General features: G+C 40.5%; 15 protein-coding genes and 5 tRNA genes. 15 read left to right on the top strand and 5 right to left on the bottom strand.

Annotated features, from left to right (window positions below; all coding sequences use genetic code 11):
• Window positions 1-12 precede the first annotated feature (12 nt).
• The 13 genes from KTHG_RS08460 (at window position 13) to KTHG_RS08400 (ending at window position 9,369) form a co-directional block, all read left to right on the top strand.
• Window positions 13-88 (top strand) — tRNA-Phe (locus KTHG_RS08460).
• 1 nt (window position 89) lies between these two features.
• Window positions 90-160, top strand: a tRNA-Gly gene (locus tag KTHG_RS08455).
• A gap of 73 nt (window positions 161-233) precedes the next feature.
• Window positions 234-310 (top strand) — tRNA-Asn (locus KTHG_RS08450).
• Window positions 311-313: 3 nt separating this feature from the next.
• Window positions 314-404 (top strand) — tRNA-Ser (locus tag KTHG_RS08445).
• 5 nt (window positions 405-409) lie between these two features.
• A tRNA-Glu gene (locus KTHG_RS08440) sits at window positions 410-481 on the top strand.
• A 135-nt stretch (window positions 482-616) separates the two neighbouring features.
• Window positions 617-1,363: a MerR family transcriptional regulator gene (locus tag KTHG_RS08435; RefSeq protein WP_139992722.1), complete on the top strand. Its 747-nt coding sequence runs from the start codon at window positions 617-619 to the stop codon at window positions 1,361-1,363.
• Window positions 1,364-1,422: 59 nt separating this feature from the next.
• Window positions 1,423-1,908, top strand: coding sequence for a TraR/DksA C4-type zinc finger protein (locus KTHG_RS08430; protein ID WP_139992720.1), 486 nt, complete (start codon window positions 1,423-1,425; stop codon window positions 1,906-1,908).
• 94 nt (window positions 1,909-2,002) lie between these two features.
• Window positions 2,003-2,935, top strand: coding sequence for a dipeptidase (locus KTHG_RS08425; RefSeq protein WP_139992718.1), 933 nt, complete (start codon window positions 2,003-2,005; stop codon window positions 2,933-2,935).
• Between the two features lie 154 nt (window positions 2,936-3,089).
• Window positions 3,090-4,475: an isochorismate synthase gene (locus KTHG_RS08420; protein ID WP_139992716.1), complete on the top strand. Its 1,386-nt coding sequence runs from the start codon at window positions 3,090-3,092 to the stop codon at window positions 4,473-4,475.
• Complete coding sequence (gene menD / locus KTHG_RS08415; RefSeq protein WP_139992714.1) at window positions 4,468-6,195, top strand: 2-succinyl-5-enolpyruvyl-6-hydroxy-3-cyclohexene-1-carboxylic-acid synthase; 1,728 nt, start codon at window positions 4,468-4,470, stop codon at window positions 6,193-6,195. Before KTHG_RS08420 ends, menD begins: the two co-directional genes overlap by 8 nt.
• Window positions 6,183-6,998, top strand: coding sequence for a 2-succinyl-6-hydroxy-2,4-cyclohexadiene-1-carboxylate synthase (gene menH, locus KTHG_RS08410; protein WP_139992712.1), 816 nt, complete (start codon window positions 6,183-6,185; stop codon window positions 6,996-6,998). Before menD ends, menH begins: the two co-directional genes overlap by 13 nt.
• Before the next feature lie 20 nt (window positions 6,999-7,018).
• Window positions 7,019-7,837: a 1,4-dihydroxy-2-naphthoyl-CoA synthase gene (gene menB, locus KTHG_RS08405; RefSeq protein WP_126989040.1), complete on the top strand. Its 819-nt coding sequence runs from the start codon at window positions 7,019-7,021 to the stop codon at window positions 7,835-7,837.
• 95 nt (window positions 7,838-7,932) lie between these two features.
• Window positions 7,933-9,369 (top strand): o-succinylbenzoate--CoA ligase, encoded by a 1,437-nt coding sequence (locus KTHG_RS08400; protein WP_139992710.1) that lies wholly within the window; start codon window positions 7,933-7,935, stop codon window positions 9,367-9,369.
• Between the two features lie 38 nt (window positions 9,370-9,407).
• Here the strand turns inward: KTHG_RS08400 and KTHG_RS08395 are convergent, their stop codons facing one another.
• A complete protein-coding gene (locus KTHG_RS08395; protein WP_233600491.1) occupies window positions 9,408-10,292 on the bottom strand; it encodes a LysR family transcriptional regulator in 885 nt (294 codons plus the stop codon).
• 224 nt (window positions 10,293-10,516) lie between these two features.
• On the opposite strand from KTHG_RS08395, the gene KTHG_RS08390 reads away from it, so the two are divergent.
• Window positions 10,517-10,846, top strand: coding sequence for a GlpM family protein (locus tag KTHG_RS08390; RefSeq protein WP_139992708.1), 330 nt, complete (start codon window positions 10,517-10,519; stop codon window positions 10,844-10,846).
• Between the two features lie 150 nt (window positions 10,847-10,996).
• On the opposite strand, the gene KTHG_RS08385 is transcribed toward KTHG_RS08390, so the two are convergent.
• Window positions 10,997-12,340 carry a GntP family permease gene (locus tag KTHG_RS08385; protein WP_139992706.1) on the bottom strand — a complete coding sequence of 448 codons (1,344 nt, stop codon included), beginning with the start codon at window positions 12,338-12,340 and terminating at the stop codon, window positions 10,997-10,999.
• 3 nt (window positions 12,341-12,343) lie between these two features.
• Window positions 12,344-13,468 carry a glycerate kinase gene (locus KTHG_RS08380; protein WP_255512411.1) on the bottom strand — a complete coding sequence of 375 codons (1,125 nt, stop codon included), beginning with the start codon at window positions 13,466-13,468 and terminating at the stop codon, window positions 12,344-12,346.
• A gap of 123 nt (window positions 13,469-13,591) precedes the next feature.
• On the opposite strand from KTHG_RS08380, the gene KTHG_RS08375 reads away from it, so the two are divergent.
• Complete coding sequence (locus KTHG_RS08375; RefSeq protein WP_139992702.1) at window positions 13,592-14,665, top strand: CdaR family transcriptional regulator; 1,074 nt, start codon at window positions 13,592-13,594, stop codon at window positions 14,663-14,665.
• A gap of 33 nt (window positions 14,666-14,698) precedes the next feature.
• On the opposite strand, the gene glpK is transcribed toward KTHG_RS08375, so the two are convergent.
• Entirely contained in the window at window positions 14,699-16,195 is a 1,497-nt protein-coding gene (gene glpK, locus KTHG_RS08370; protein ID WP_126989033.1) for a glycerol kinase GlpK, read from the bottom strand.
• Window positions 16,196-16,217: 22 nt separating this feature from the next.
• Entirely contained in the window at window positions 16,218-17,021 is an 804-nt protein-coding gene (locus KTHG_RS08365) for an MIP/aquaporin family protein (protein ID WP_126989032.1), read from the bottom strand.
• Between the last annotated feature and the right edge of the window lie 48 nt (window positions 17,022-17,069).

Raw genomic sequence — 17,069 nt, 5'->3', positions numbered from 1 at the left:
TAATTTGAATACGGGTTTGTAGCTCAGTTGGTAGAGCATTAGATTGAAGCTCTAAGTGTCGGCGGTTCGATTCCGTCCAAACCCACCACGCGGGTGTAGTTTAGTGGTAAAACCACAGCCTTCCAAGCTGTTGTCGGGAGTTCGATTCTCCTCACCCGCTTATTTTTTTTACTCACTATTCTATAGTTGAGTCAGTAAGTAGAAGGTATATACCGAACTTACTATTATATCATTCCGTTGTAGCTCAGTTGGTAGTAGCATCTGACTGTTAATCAGAGGGTCGCAGGTTCGAGTCCTGCCAACGGAGCCATATGGAGTAGTACTCAAGAGGCTGAAGAGGCGCCCCTGCTAAGGGTGTAGGTCGGGTAACCGGCGCGGAGGTTCAAATCCTCTCTACTCCACCATTTAAGGCCCCTTGGTCAAGCGGTTAAGACACCGCCCTTTCACGGCGGTAACACGGGTTCGAATCCCGTAGGGGTCATAAATTCATACATAGAAGAAACCTGAAGAATTTATTCTTCAGGTTTTTTTGTGTTTTCTATTGCATTTAACGTTACGTCAAGCTGTACGATAAAGGAAGCATCTATTAAATTAATAAAAAGAGGTGAATGTATTAATGTATTCCATTCAACAATTAGCGAAACTAGCAAATGTTACAACGAGAACATTACGCTATTATGATCAACTCGGGTTGTTACACCCAACGAGTTACAGTAAGGGTGGGTATCGCCTTTATGACCAAGCAGCATTAAAGCGACTACAAACCATCTTATTTTATAAAGAGTTCAATTTATCGCTAGAAGATATTGCAAGTCTACTTAAGGATGAGCAGCATTTTAAAGCGCTTCTAGAAAAGCAGCAACAACTTATTTCAGCACAGCAACGTCAACTAGCTTTATTACAGCGAAATATTCAACGGACACTACAAGAATTAAAGGGGGAGCAAATTATGACAGATAATGAACGTTTTGAAGGCTTTAAAAAAGCATTAATTGAAGAAAATGAACAACAATATGGACAAGAAATTCGTGCGAAATATGGTAATGAAGCCATTGATAATAGCAATGCTAAATTAATGAGTAAAACCGAAAAACAATACGAAGAAATGAAGCAGCTAGAACAGCGTCTTTTTGAACAACTAAAATTAGGTTTACAATCGGGTATGCAATCAAATGCTGCAAAAGAGGCGGCACATCTACACAAGCAGTGGCTCATTCACAGTTGGAAGGACTACACGCCGCAAATGCATCAAGCATTAGCAGATATGTATGTGGCTGATGAACGTTTTACGGCCTATTATGATAAGCATGGTGAAGGAATGACACAATTTTTACGTGATGCGATTTATGCTTATATAAAGTAGCTGATTAATGTACTTTTGTTAAGGGAATAATCTATTTAACAAAAGGAGGATGTTACAGCATGACCGATGAACAATTAAAAAGCTTAAAAGCGCAATTGGAACAAATGAAGGAGACGTTAATTCAGAAACAACAAAATACGCGTATAGTTGAGCCGGGTGAGGAAGTATTATCAAATCATCCTGCTGAAAACGCCTCTGATTTGACAGAGCAGACAATGGAACTGACATTAGAAGGCGAACGCGACGATGAATTAAGGCTCGTACAAGCGGCACTTAATCGCATTGAAAGAGGCACATATGGTAAATGTGTAGTAGGAGGTGAGCCCATTCCTTTTGAACGGCTAGAGGCACTTCCGACAGCAGATACATGTGTGGCACATGCAGAGCAATTAACGGAGCAGCAAAAAAATCGTCCTGTTGAAGAAGAAGTGATTCGTATGAATGTAGATAAGCCAATGAAAGGCGTTCAAGGGCGCGAGGGTGGCGAAGATAGCTTAGATGAATTATTAGAAGAAGGCTCATCGGATTCACCATCAGACCAATAGCAATAAAGAAGAGAGGCTGAAATCGTGCCTCTCTTCTTTATTGTCTTTTTGCTATAATAAAAGGAACACTAATATAAAGAGAAGGTATTGGATTATGCGAATAATTGATTTACACTGTGATGTACTTTACCAACTATCATCACGTGAGCAACCAACAGATTTTCGAACAGATGAGACATTACAATGCGGCTTTGTTCATTTAAAAGAAGCACAGGCAAAGGCGCAAATTTTTGCGATTTTTATTGATGAAGTGATTCCGGAAAATGAGCGCTATATGGAAGCACTGCGCCAAATTGAATTATTTCAAGCACAAGTACTAACACAACCTGAAATGGTACACATTACAGATTGGCAACAGCTTTCGACATTAGAAGAAGGGCAAATTGGTGCGATTTTAAGCTTAGAAGGCTGTGATGCAATTGGCGGCGACTTAAATAAATTAAAGATGCTTTTAAATGCAGGCATTAAATTAGTTGGACTAACTTGGAATTTTGAAAATGCAGTTGCATATGGTGCACAGGAAGACCCAACAAAAGGCTTAAAAGCATTTGGTAAAGAAGTAGTCACTTGTTTAAATGAACATGATATTATTATCGATGTCTCTCATTTGAATATGCAAAGTTTTTGGGACGTCTTACCACTTGCTAAGCATATTCTTGCAAGTCACTCAAATGCCCGTACATTATGTGACCATGAGCGTAATTTAACTGATGAACAGGCAAAAGCACTTGTTGCACATGGCGGGCATATTCATTTAGTTTATAATCCACCATTTGTTGTTGAAGATGCAGAGGACAATGTTGAACTAGAAGATTTAGTGAAGCATTTTAGCTATTTAGCAGATCTTGTTGGTGCTGAGCATCTTGGATTAGGCTCGGATTTTGACGGCATTCACCATACAATTCAAAAATTACATCATTTAGGCGATACACAGCAGCTATTAGCGGCATTAGAGACAACTTTTACAAAGCAACAAATAGAAGGAATTGCTTACCAAAACTTCGAGCGATATGTACAAGCGTTTTAGCCCATTTAACAAGGCGCTTTAAACAGCGTCTTTTTTTGTGGATTAAGGGCTTATATGTGCCGAAATGTAGAGAAAGTTGTATGATAGATAAGGATAATTTAGTTTTACGAATAGGTTTTCGTACGAGAAAAATCTATTGACGGAGGGAATTTGTATGAATCAACAGTTGTCGATTACAAATGGCGACCATCATATCGAACAAACAGCGAAACTATCGTTTTACATGGATACGATGAAAATGGATAGTTTATCGCCACGTGCATTTTATGAAGCGGGCGCTACGAAGTTTCAAGGAAAACGATTCTTCTGGCAAAACCGCGAAAAAACATTTACGTTAGTCGGCCTTGGTCATGCGTATACCGTAACAAGCGATGACCATAAAAATCGCTATGCATTCGTTGAAGATGCATGGCAAAATTTAATGCAATATGCGGATTTGGATGCACATGAACAGCAACCGATTTTCTTTGGAAGCTATACATTTGACCCTGCAAAAACACCAGCGGAAGAATGGCAAGCCTTTCCTGAGACGTATTTCGCACTTGCAACACATCAATTAGTCATTCGTAACGAGCAAATCTTTATTAGTACATTTTATGTAAGTGAAGAGCCTATTACAGAAGAGAAAAAACAATCACTACGCAATGAACGCGATGAATTACTTCATAGCGCCCAAGTGAATGGTCTTGCATCACATATAAAACCACAAATCACACAAACAATTGAACGTCATAAAGAAGAATACTTACAATCGATTGAAAATGTCACAGCACTTATTAAACAACAACAGGCAGATAAAGTTGTGATTGCGCGTTCGCTAGCGCTTGCATTTGATGGTGACATTACGTCTGAAATGATGCTTGCACAAATTACCGCAGAGCAACCAGAAAGCTACTTATTTATTTTTGAAAATGGGCAGGATTTCTTCTTCGGGGCTTCCCCAGAGCGCCTTGTCATGGTAAAAGACCATGATGCGTATTCGTCATGTGTAGCAGGCTCGATTAAGCGTGGTTCGACAAAAGAGCAAGATGATGCTTATGGTAGTGAGTTATTAAATGATGCGAAAAATTTACAGGAACATCAATATGTTGTGGATATGATTCGCCAATCATTTGATGAAAACTGTGCAAACTATACATTGCCAGAAGGTCCACAGCTATTAAAAATTCGTGATATTCAACATTTATTTACGCCAGTTGAAGGGCAATTAAAAGACGATGCGAGCATTTTACGTATGGTGAAAAACTTACATCCAACACCTGCTCTAGGTGGTGCACCACGAGGTCGTGCAATGGAAGTGATTCGTCAGTACGAACCAACGGACCGCGGTCTTTATGCAGCACCAATTGGCTGGATGAATGCAGCAGGTGACGGTGAGTTTGCGGTAGCAATTCGTTCGGCACTTGTCCATGACAATCAAGCCTATCTCTATGCAGGTGGTGGTATTGTGGCGGATTCAAATCCTCAAAGTGAATATGAGGAAACATTAGTGAAATTCCGCCCAATGCTACGTGCTTTTGGAGGTACCTTACATGGTTAATAAACAACAGTTGAGTGATTATGTATACAATATTGTGGCGTCATTATATGCAGCGGGTGTGAAAAAAGTTGTCGTGAGTCCAGGTTCTCGGTCAACTCCACTTGCTTACGGGTTTGCATCTACAAAAGAGTTTGATATGTATCGACAAGTGGATGAACGTTCAGCGGCGTTTTTAGCGCTAGGTCTTGCAAAAGAAAGTGCTGAACCTGTCGTACTCGTTTGTACGTCTGGTACAGCTGCAGCAAATTATTTCCCAGCAATTGTTGAAGCATATTATGCACGTCTGCCATTAATCGTGTTAACAGCAGACCGTCCACATGAGCTACGTGAAGTAGGTGCACCGCAAGCAATTGCACAAGCAAGTCTTTATGGACATCATGTGAAATGGGCGTTGGATTTACCTATTCCAGATGATGCCCAGGTGACATTACCATTTGTGGAACGCCATATTGCGCGCGTCGTTGCTGTTGCCACACAAGCGCCATTTGGTCCGGTACAAGTGAATGTACCATTCCGCGAGCCATTATTAATTGAGTTTACGAAGCAACTGCCAGCACGTACCTTTACACAGCATTTTGGGGCTGAAGTACGTCCGGCAAAAGCGGCTTGTGTATTTTTAAAAGAAACGGTACAAGCAACAAAACAGGGCTTTATTATCGCAGGTGAAATGGCACAAAATACGCATACACAAGCAATGTGGGATTTTGTGCGCCAAGCAAAATGGCCTGTGCTTGTTGAAAGCCTATCGCATATGCGCACGAATATTCCAGATGATTGTCTTCCATATGTTGTGGAACAATACGATGCGATCTTAAAAAATGATGCATTCAAAGCGCATATGCAGCCACAAACGGTGATTCGTTTTGGTGCACAACCCGTGTCGAAACCATTGATGCAATTTTTAACAGCCGTAAAGCCAGCGAATTATATTGTCATTGATGAAGACCCGAAATTCCGTGATTCACTGCATGTGGCAACACATCATATTGAAGCGGCGATTGGTCAATGGATCACCACCCTTGATGTGCAGGCGACGGCTGAGCAGCAGCACTATACGATACTTTGGCAACGTGCAAATACAATTGCGGCGCGTCATCGTACAGCTTATATTGCCGAACAATCCGATGAGGGCGCTATGGCTGGCGTTTTATTCAAGCATTTACCAGAGCATAGCGATTTAGTAGCGGGCAGTAGTATGCCAATTCGTGATGTTGATACATTTTTTGAAAAAACAACGCGCGATATTCGTATTTTCTGTAACCGTGGCACAAATGGTATCGATGGGGTCGTATCGACGGCATTTGGCCTCCAATATGCCTCAAAACGTGACACCTATTTATTAATCGGTGATTTATCATTTTTACATGATTCAAACGGATTGATTGCGAGTCGCTATCAACCGAGTGACTTGACGATTGTCGTGATGAATAATGACGGCGGAGGCATCTTCTCGTATTTGGCCCAATCTACTGTTGAGGAGCATTACGAGCAATTATTTGGTACACCAACGGCACTTGGCTTTGAGCATTTGGCTGCAATGTATGATGCAGAATATGCGAATGTAACGACGAAAGAAGCATTTGAAACGGTGCTAGAAACACCTAAAAACAAAGCCATCCGCATTATTGAAGTGATGACGGATCGCGCGGAAAATGTCGCAACACACCGCGCCTTATGGCAAGCAATCAATGAGGAGCTTGATACTTTATGGCAAGCGTAATAACAACTGTCGCGGGACTGGATATGCATTATGAAGTAGTTCATCCACGCGCAGAAAAAACACTCGTTTTATTACATGGCTTTACCGGAAGTACAAAAACATGGCAACATGTCATTGGTCAATTAGGCGATGATGTCCGCATTTTTGCCATTGATTTAATGGGGCATGGCTTAACAGCAAGCCCTAAGGCACTCGACCATTATACGATGGAAGCACAACTAGAGATGCTCGAGCAATTCTTTGCATCACGTAATCTATCAAGTTTTACATTGCTTGGCTATTCGATGGGGGGACGCACGGCACTTGCCTATGCAGTAACACATCCAGAACGTATCGAGAAGTTAATTCTTGAAAGTGCTTCGCCAGGCCTTGAAGATAGCTTAGAGCGTGAAAAACGTCGTGGTCATGACAATTATTTAGCGGAGCGCATTTTAAACGAAGGTATGCGTGAATTTATTGATTACTGGCAAAGTATTCCGCTATTTCAATCTCAATCGCGCTTATCAGACGATATGAAAGCGGAAGTACGCGCTGAACGTTTAGCACAGCAGGAGCTTGGACTAGCTAATAGCTTACGCGGAATGGGCACAGGCTCACAAGCATCTTACTGGGATGCACTACCAGCATTCCCGCGTCCTGTAAGTTTAATTACAGGAGAGCTAGACCAAAAATTCTGCTTAAAAGCAATCGAGATGCAAAAACGTTTCCAAAATTGCTCGCACCATGTCGCAAATGGCTGTGGTCATGCAATTCATGTGGAAAATCCCGAACTTTTTGTTACAATAGTAGAGAAAGAATTTTAATTTACTAGGAGGACTTTTCAATGACTCGTGAATGGGTAACTGAACATGTCTACGAAGATATCAAATATGAATCTTACAACGGCATCGCAAAAATTACAATTAATCGTCCTGAAGTACGCAATGCATTCCGTCCAAAAACAACAGCGGAAATGATTGATGCATTTTCTCGCGCACGTGACGATTCAAAAATTGGCGTTATCATCTTAACAGGTGAAGGTGAAAAAGCATTCTGTTCTGGTGGTGACCAAAAAGTACGTGGTAACGGTGGTTACGTAGGTGACGATAATATTCCTCGTCTAAACGTACTTGATTTACAAACATTAATTCGTAAAACACCAAAACCAGTTATCGCAATGGTAGCAGGTTATGCAATCGGTGGCGGACACGTATTACACATCGTATGTGATTTAACAATCGCTGCTGACAACGCTCGCTTTGGCCAAACTGGTCCACGCGTTGGTTCATTCGATGGTGGTTACGGTGCAGGCTATTTAGCACGTATTGTAGGTCACAAAAAAGCACGTGAAATTTGGTTCTTATGCCGTCAATACGACGCGCAAGAAGCACTTGATATGGGCTTAGTAAACACAGTCGTTCCTTACGAACAACTTGAAGATGAAACTGTAAAATGGTGTGAAGAAATTCTTACATTATCACCAATGGCACTTCGTATGCTTAAAGGTGCATTCAATGCAGATTCTGATGGCCTTGCAGGGATCCAACAACTTGCTGGTGACGCAACACTTCTATACTACACTTCTGATGAAGCTAAAGAAGGTCGCGATGCATTCAAAGAAAAACGTACACCAGACTTCGGTCAATTCCCACGTTTCCCATAATAGGGCGATGTCTATAAGGGCGGTATCATGCTACGGCGTGATGCCGTCTTTTTTGATACAATAAGGACATAACTTAATTAGGGAAGGTGAACGACGTGGTCCCAAACTGGATTACACAACGTGCGATGATGTCACCGCATCGCACAGCACTACGCTTTGAAGGTGAAGCGTGGACGTATGAACAATTAAATGAAATCTCCCAGCACTATGCACGTAAGCTTGCGACGCTCGGTATTGAACGAGGAAGTCGTATTGCCATTTATGCGCCGAGCACGTCATCTATTATTCATATGATGCTTGCATGCATGCAGCTACAATGTGAGATGGTGTTATTAAATTTACGCCTATCGCCGTATGAATTAGCCTATCAAATTGATGATGCGAATGTTGATGCGATTTTAACAGATGATACATTATGTGAAAAGCTACCAGAAACGACAGTAGCCGTCTATCGTTTTTCAGCAATTGAATCAACAGCAGAAACAAGCCTTCAAATGGATGATACGTGGGATGAACAGGCCACGATGACAATTATGTATACATCGGGTACAACTGGATTTCCAAAAGGTGTCCGCCAAACAGTAGGCAATCATGTCGCCGTCGCGACAGCTTCTTTATATAATACAGGGTTACGAGATGATGATGCATGGCTTTGTACGATGCCGCTATTTCACATTAGTGGCTTTTCAATGCTCGTAAAATGCTTAGTACAAGGTGTGCGCCTCGATCTGTATCAAAAATTTGATGAAGCGGTCGTTGCGACAGAATTAATTAATGGGACGGTTACGCATATGTCGGCGGTTGCGGTGACATTAGAGCGCTTACTGACAGAGTTAGAAGCGCGCGATGCCGTTGTATCTCCCAAATTTCAAATGATTCTTGCAGGTGGTGGCCCAGTGCCTGAGAGCTATTTACTTCGAGGCTTTGAGCGCGGCATTCAAACGGCACAAACATATGGTATGACAGAAACTTCATCACAAGTTGCGACATTATCAAGTAAGGATGCTCTTCGAAAAATTGGTTCAGCAGGACAGCCGTTATTTTTCAATCACTTACGCATTGATGGTGCAAAAAAGCCTGGAGATGTGGGTGAGATATGTGTGAAAAGTGCGCAGGTAACACCCGGGTATATTGGCCGTTTTGCCGAGCATCAGTCAACAACAGAGGGGTGGTTGCATACAGGAGATGTAGGATATCTGGATGACGAAGGATATTTATATGTCGTAGATCGTCGTTCAGATTTAATTATTTCTGGTGGAGAAAATATTTATCCAGCAGAAATTGAAAATGTTCTAGCAGCACACCCAGCTATTAAAGAAGTTGGTGTTTGCGGCCTTGATTCGGATGAATGGGGGCAGGTGCCGGCGGCCTTTATCGTTGCAAAAAATGAGGCACAATGTGCAGAGTTAGAAGCGTATTGCAATGAACGACTAGCACATTATAAAGTACCGAAGTCCTTTCATATCGTCAAACAACTACCACGCAATGGCTCCAATAAGCTTATGCGTCGCTATTTAAAAGATTTATTATAAAGAAAAGGCTTGTTGCATCTTCGCAACAAGCCTTTTTATTAATTTTTTTGAATCCATTCTTGCAAGAACGGAATAAATGTACGAGAAGCAGGTGATAAACTTTTAATTTCTGTTTTAGAAGCAACACCAATTGTACGAACACACTCATCGCTAATTGGTCGGCATTCGATATCATCACGGTGATCTTGCACGAGTAATTCAGATAATAGCGTAATGCCTAAGCCACGTTTTACCATCGCAATAATCGCTTCATCACCACGGATTTGATACGTTACATTCGGATGAACACGAGCAGCCTTGAAAATGGCTTGAGCATCCTTATGCGTATCATCATATGGCATGATGCATAATTCTTTTTCAAAGGTATGAATGTCGATTTTTTCTAATTGTGTGAGCGGATGATCCTTCGGTAAAATGGCTAACATTCGGTCATCCTTTAATGGAAGGAATGGGTACGTATCTGTCGGCTGAATGGTACCAATCGCAAAATCAATACTACCTGCATCTAACCATTCATGAATTTCACGGGAATTTCCTTCGAATAATTGAATGGCAATCTTCGGATATTTTTCATGGAATAATTTCAATACTTCAGGCATCCAGTGGACACAAACAGATGCATACGCACCGATGCGCACCGTTCCAACATCTAATCCATGAATCGCATAAACGGCTTCGGATAAATGCTCATAGCGTACGACGATATCTTCCATAATCGGTAAGAGTTGTGAACCATTGTCCGTGGGTTGCACACCATTTTTACTACGAATTAATAATGCAAACCCATAATCTTCCTCTAAACTATGAATCATATGACTAATGCTTGGTTGTGTGTAGTCTAATGCTTCTGCAGCTCTTGTTAAGCTACCATATTTAACAGCGGCAATATACGCCTTTAATTTTAATATACTCAAAGAGTTCACCTTACTTATAAATTTTTTATATAGATGGCATTGAATAAATTCAATTTACTAATATTAAAATTATCACTACAATGAATAGGAATCAAGGGATATTTCTTGCATCATTCACCGAAATGTAAACATGTGGAACGATGTAGGAAATCAAAGAAGTAAAACAGCGCTTTAGTGCGAAAAAAATTTATGCATACGATAAAAAATATAAAGAGAAGTTAGGAGTAACCATTTTGGCAGGATATATCGTTCAATTTATTATTGGTGGTACGATAATGTTATTAGCTGCGATGTTAAGTCAATCAAAGTATTTATTTTTATCTGGAATTATTACATTGCTACCGATTTTGACATTAATGAATTTAAATTTACAAGTACATAATATGACGGCAGAAAACTTTCATTTAACGCAGCGCAATGGCATTATCGGTGCCATTGGTATGATTATTTTAATGATGATTATTTATTATTGCTCAGGATTTATGAAGCCCGCCCAATCTGTACTCGTTGGCGTTGGCGTATATGTTGTCTTTATGGTTGTATCCAAAATGACGTTTGCTTAAATGAAAAAGCTTTGACATACGTGTAAAAACAATCGCTCCTATGAGCATAATAAAAACCGGAACTGCACTGTGGCGCGGTTCCGGTTTTTCGTTGTGAACGCTAAAAAAGAAAAATAATGTGTTTTGTCCCAGTCTCTTTTTTAATTTTAATTAAACAAGTAATAGCCACAATAACATGGAAATGATTAATGCAGTCAGACCTTGCAGTAATGTGGCAACCGTATGTGTTTTATACGCATCTTTTACATCCATACCGCTAAACTGTGTTACGACCCAGAAAAAGCTATCATTAACATGAGAAACGGTCATCGCACCAGCACCTAAAGCCATTACGACCAATGCAAGTGGTACAGCACCTTCAATTCCCATTGTAACGAGCATTGGCGCGACAAGTGAAGAAGTAATGACAAGTGAAGCGGTAGAAGAACCTTGTGCCGTTTTTAAAGCAGCAGCAATTAAGAATGGCACGAGTAAAAATAATGCGCCCGTTAATGAACTGAAATCCATATTTTGCAACGTATCAGAGATAGACGTATTTTTAATAACAGTACCGAATGCGCCACCAGCTCCTGTCACAAGAAGAATTGGTGCAGCATCTTTTAAACTGTCTGCAATCCAGTCATTTAATGTAGTTTCGTTCATTTCAGGTAGTAATAAAAAGGCTGCAGCTACACCACATAATAGTGCAATTGTAGGAGAACCAAAAAATACAAGTAGCGTTGTTAGAGATGAATCCGCTGACATTGTCATCGTAGCAATTGAACCAATCGCAATTAAAACAATCGGTAAAACAATCGGTAAAAATGATTTGAATGTAGAAGGCATTTTACCAAAAGATTTAATCACCTCTTCATAATCAAGTGCAGGCTCATTATCCGCTGGAACAACTACTTTTCTTCCTGCATAAACAGCCCATAAATAACCAACAAGGGTCACAGGGATGGCTACTAATAAACCAATTACAATAATCGTACCTAAATAATTGGTTGCGCCGATATTACCAGCGGCAGCAATCGGTCCAGGTGTTGGCGGTACAAGTGTATGTGTTGCAAACAAGCCAGTTGAAAGTGCGACTGCCATTGTGGCAAGTGGTACAGCTGCACGCTTCGCTAAAGATTTTTGTAAACTTGATAAAATAATATAGCCAGAATCGCAAAATACAGGAATGGATACAACATAACCGATAAGTGACATAGCTAGTTGTGGATGCTTTGGTCCGACAATACGCAATACGACTTCTGCCATACGATATGCTGCACCCGAGCGTTCTAAAATGGTCCCAATAATTGTCCCGGCCACAATAATAATCCCAATACTCGTCATCAAGCCGCCAAAGCCTTCATTAATATTTGTGACGACATCTGCTAATGGCATACCCGAGGCAATGCCAACGAATAAAGCGGCAATAATTAATCCTAAAAAAGGATGTAATTTAAATTTAGCTGATGAAATAACAATGAACAAAACCCCAATAATAATAATCGCAAAAATCATGCGTTATTCCCCCTTAAAAATCTCCATAATTTCACGTACTTTATTTGATAAATGCTCTACTGGATGATTCAGTGACATCGTTGCTGTGACATCACCTTCTACAATCGCGTATATCTCAGAAAAATGCTGTGCCAATTCTTTCCGGTCCTCAATGATGGCAGATAATAAGATTGTTCGTACATCATGCTTCTTCGCACGTTTTAAAATCCCCATCGCTGCTTTACCTGCCAATGTTTGAATGTCGGATTTCCCTTCACCTGTAATGACCATATCGACATCGCTAATGATGTCATCAAAATGAATCGCATCAAGTACGACATCAATGCCAGATTGTAACGTAGCAGGGAAGAAAGCAAGGAATGCGCCACCTAATCCACCCGCAGCACCTGCGCCTGCCACTGTATGTAGTTTGATGCGGCCACTCGCAGCAATGACATCTGCAAAATGTGTTAAATTGGCATCTAATTGTTTGACCATTTCTTCTGTAGCGCCTTTTTGTGGCCCAAATACTGCGCTTGCACCATTTGGGCCGACAAATGGATTGTCCACATCACAGGCAATCGTAAAGTGACATTCGGCAATTCGTGTATCAAATGCACGGTCATCAATACTAGAAAGCAAATGTAAATCGCGTGGCACTGTAATTTCATGCTGCATGGCATCATAAAACTTCATACCAAGTGCTCGTAGCATGCCGAGTCCACCATCATTTGTGGCACTACCCCCAATGCCAATAATGAAGTCACGTGCTCCTTGGTCGAGCGCATGACGAATTAATTCACCCGTACCATAAGTGGTTGTTAATAAAGGATTTCGTTCATGTTGGTGGATGAGTGGTAAACCAGATACTTTTGCCATTTCAATCATATAGCGTTGTTCAAGACCTAAAACCCCATAATAGGTCTCGATATTTTGCTGTAATGGGTTTTGTGCAGTTGTATGAATGAAGTGTCCATTTGTTGCTTTAACTAACGATTCCAGTGTACCTTCACCACCATCTGCAACTGGTAGTGCGGTAACATTAAATGTTGGATGTACCTGTTTAATCGTTGAACAAATGGTTTCGGCAACCGTTTCAGCATTAAGTGAACCTTTAAATGAATCCGGACTCACAATAATTTTCATCATTAACCTCCTTAATTAAAACGCTTACATGTATTATAATGACATTAATGTGACAAAACATTATACATAGCGTCTAAATTTAATGCTATATAACAGCTATTATTTTATACATAATGGAGTGATAACATGATTTCAAAGCAATTAGCGATTCATATTGTTGAACAGACGATGAATCGTTTACACCGTAATATTAATGTGATGCATACAGATGGATTTATTTTAGCATCAGGAGATAAACTACGTATTGATCATATTCATGAAGGGGCCAAATATGTGGCGCAAACAGGTGAAGTACTACGTATTACAGCGGAGAATGAACACTGCTTTGCCTACGCAAAAGAGGGAATTAACCTCCCTATTTTTTATAATGAAGAGGTAGTTTGTGTTGTTGGTATTACAGGTATCGTCGAAGAGTTAGAAGAAATTGCCACACTTGTTCAATTGACCACAGAGATGATGGTACATCAAGCTTTTTTAACAGAGCAAAGTGCATGGCATGAAAAAATGCATCAAGTAACGTTAGAACAACTTTTATCAGGGCAAGTAGAAGATGCGCAATTGTTAAAGCGTTTTGATAAATTACATATTCAAAAAAAAGCACCGTATGTTGTTGTTAAAATGTCAACGATTCAGAAGCAACTAGCTTATCAAACATTTATTCATTTTTTGGATGATGTATTACCAGACAATGTAGTTTATGGAGCACTTGAAAAAGAAGTGTATGTTTGTATTATGGTGGGCTACAACAAGGAAGCAGTGATGCATATATTGCGTCAAATTCAACCAATATTAAGTCGTTATTTTCAGCTTCGTATAGGCATTGGGCAAGAAGTTGAACAAATTGAAGAACTTCGCTATGCGGCAGATACTGCATCAATTGCTTTACAATACGGGGATCCTGCAACTATTTTTAATGTGTTTGATGACGTAGAGATTTATTCACTATTTAAAGCACCACAATCAAAAGAAATGCTTCGTTATACACAAAATACTATTGGAATGTTATCGCAAAAATTTCTTGAAACAATCGAAGCATTTTTAGCAAATGATTTACAATTGATTAAAACAGCCGAAGCTTTACAAATTCATCGGCATACACTTAGTTACCGTTTAGAAAAAATTAAAGAGCAAACGGGACTCGATCCAACTGTATTCCGCGATGCACTTTATTTTCAAATTGCTCTATGGTTTCGGGCATAAAAAAAGAGCGGCACATGGCCACCCTTAGATGAATTATTTAAATGCTTGTGCAGCGTGTACAGCTTTTTTCCAGCCGTCATATAATTTGTCGCGTTTATCAACAGCCATTGCTGGGGTAAATTGTTTGTTTAAGTTCCAGTATTTTGCAATGTCATCTGTTGAATTCCAGAAGCCAACTGCAAGACCCGCTAAGTATGCGGCGCCAAGAGCTGTCGTTTCATTAATTACAGGACGGTCAACTGGTACATTTAATAAGTCTGATTGGAACTGCATTAAGAAGTTATTTTCTACTGCGCCACCATCTACACGAAGTTTTGTTAATGGAATGCCTGAATCTGCTTCCATCGCGTCTAAAACATCCTTCGTTTGATAAGCGAGTGATTCAATTGTTGCGCGTACAAAATGCTCTTTTGATGTACCACGTGTTAAACCAAATACAGCGCCACGTACGTCAGAATCCCAGTATGGTGTGCCTAATCCTACAAAGGCAGGAACGACATAAACGCCCTCTGTTGAATCGACACGTGCTGCATACGCTTCTGAATCTTTTGCGTGTCGGAACATACGCAAGCCATCACGTAGCCATTGAATGGCAGAGCCCGCAACAAAAATACTACCTTCTAATGCATAAGTTACTTTGCCATCTAGACCCCAAGCAAGCGTTGTTAATAAGCCATTTGTTGATTTTACCGCTTTTTCACCCGTATTCATTAACATAAAGCAGCCTGTACCATATGTGTTTTTTACCATACCTTCATCAAAGCAAGCTTGTCCAAATAGGGCAGCTTGTTGGTCACCAGCAGCACCAGCAATTGGTACATTTTGTCCGAAGAACTGTGCATCAGCTGTATGGCCATATACTTCAGAAGAAGGGCGGACATCTGGAAGCATGGAAGCGGGGACACCTAAGATATCAAGTAATTCTTGATCCCATGTTAAATCATAAATATTGTACATTAACGTACGAGAGGCATTTGAATAATCGGTAACGTGAACAGCACCATTTGTGAGTTTCCAAATGATCCATGTATCCATCGTACCGAATAATAAATCACCAGCTTCAGCTTTTTCACGAGCGCCTTCGACATTATCTAAAATCCATTTTACCTTTGTACCTGAGAAGTAGGCATCAATTAATAAACCTGTTTTATCACGGAATAACTCATTGTAACCGTTTTCTTTTAAATCATCACAAATATCTGCTGTTTGACGTGATTGCCAGACAATCGCATTGTATATTGGCTTCCCTGTATGTTTGTCCCATACAACCGTTGTTTCACGTTGGTTCGTAATGCCGATACCAGCAATTTGTGTAGCAGAAACATGCTTATCTGATAATACAGTAGCAATACACGAAAGAACAGATGACCAAATTTCCTCTGCATTATGTTCTACCCAGCCAGATTGTGGGAAGTATTGCGGAAATTCTTGTTGATACGTATGGAAAATCGTTCCGTCATGATTAAATAAAATAGCACGAGAGCTTGTTGTTCCTTGATCAATTGCTAAAATGTATTTTTTTTCTGTCATTATAAATCCCTCCGAATATACGTTAGTCTTCGTCTTTTACGTTTTTAATGGTCATTTGTGCACCGATGAAAATGGCTAACACAATAATGGCGAAAATCCAAAATGCGATTGAATTTTTTCCTTCAAAGATTTGTTGGAAAAATAGTGCACCGAATACACCACCAACAATTGGACCAACAATCGGTACCCATGCGTAAGACCAGCCTGAGTCGCGTTTTCCTGGAATCGGTAAAATCGCATGTGCAATACGCGGTCCTAAATCACGAGCAGGGTTAATCGCATAACCCGTTGGCCCACCAAGTGCCATCCCAATTACGACAATTAACATCCCAACTAAAAATGGATTTAAACCATCGACAATTTCATTTGTACCGAGCGCTAAAATGCCAAGTACAAGTGCGAATGTACCAATCATTTCAGCAATTAAATTAGATAGCGGGTGATTGATAGCTGGCATTGTTGCGAAGACACCAAGTTTTGCTTCTGGATCCGTTGTACCTTTCCAATGGGGCAAGTACATGAAGTATACTAAAATTGCACCTAAAATGGCACCAATAAGCTGTGCTAAAATGTACATTGGGACATCAGCCCACGGGAAGTTACCGATTGCTGCAAGACCAAGTGTTAGTGCCGGATTTAAATGTGCACCACTAATACCACCAACTGCATAAGCAGCCATGGCCACTGCTAGACCCCATGCAAATGTGATGACCATCCAGCCACCGCCAAGACCCTTAGATTTATGTAGAGATACACCTGCTACGACGCCGCCCCCAAATAAAATTAAGAGCATCGTGCCGACTAATTCGGCTGTGAATGTTGACATAAAAGTTCCCCCTTTGTAATCGCCATGAAATAGAAAAAGGAGTTCACA

The organism is Kurthia sp. Dielmo (assembly GCF_000307285.2).
Lineage (GTDB): Bacteria > Bacillota > Bacilli > Bacillales_A > Planococcaceae > Kurthia > Kurthia populi.
This window is presented reverse-complemented; position numbering and strand designations above follow the sequence as displayed.

Coding starts and splice junctions, on each gene's coding strand:
- menH (WP_139992712.1), top strand. CDS start 6,183: ATGGCAAGCGTAATAACAACTGTCGCGGGACTGGATATGCATTATGAA.
- menD (WP_139992714.1), top strand. CDS start 4,468: ATGGTTAATAAACAACAGTTGAGTGATTATGTATACAATATTGTGGCG.
- KTHG_RS08365 (WP_126989032.1), bottom strand. CDS start 17,021: ATGTCAACATTCACAGCCGAATTAGTCGGCACGATGCTCTTAATTTTA.
- KTHG_RS08420 (WP_139992716.1), top strand. CDS start 3,090: ATGAATCAACAGTTGTCGATTACAAATGGCGACCATCATATCGAACAA.
- KTHG_RS08425 (WP_139992718.1), top strand. CDS start 2,003: ATGCGAATAATTGATTTACACTGTGATGTACTTTACCAACTATCATCA.
- menB (WP_126989040.1), top strand. CDS start 7,019: ATGACTCGTGAATGGGTAACTGAACATGTCTACGAAGATATCAAATAT.
- KTHG_RS08380 (WP_255512411.1), bottom strand. CDS start 13,468: ATGATGAAAATTATTGTGAGTCCGGATTCATTTAAAGGTTCACTTAAT.
- KTHG_RS08375 (WP_139992702.1), top strand. CDS start 13,592: ATGATTTCAAAGCAATTAGCGATTCATATTGTTGAACAGACGATGAAT.
- KTHG_RS08435 (WP_139992722.1), top strand. CDS start 617: ATGTATTCCATTCAACAATTAGCGAAACTAGCAAATGTTACAACGAGA.
- glpK (WP_126989033.1), bottom strand. CDS start 16,195: ATGACAGAAAAAAAATACATTTTAGCAATTGATCAAGGAACAACAAGC.
- KTHG_RS08430 (WP_139992720.1), top strand. CDS start 1,423: ATGACCGATGAACAATTAAAAAGCTTAAAAGCGCAATTGGAACAAATG.
- KTHG_RS08385 (WP_139992706.1), bottom strand. CDS start 12,340: ATGATTTTTGCGATTATTATTATTGGGGTTTTGTTCATTGTTATTTCA.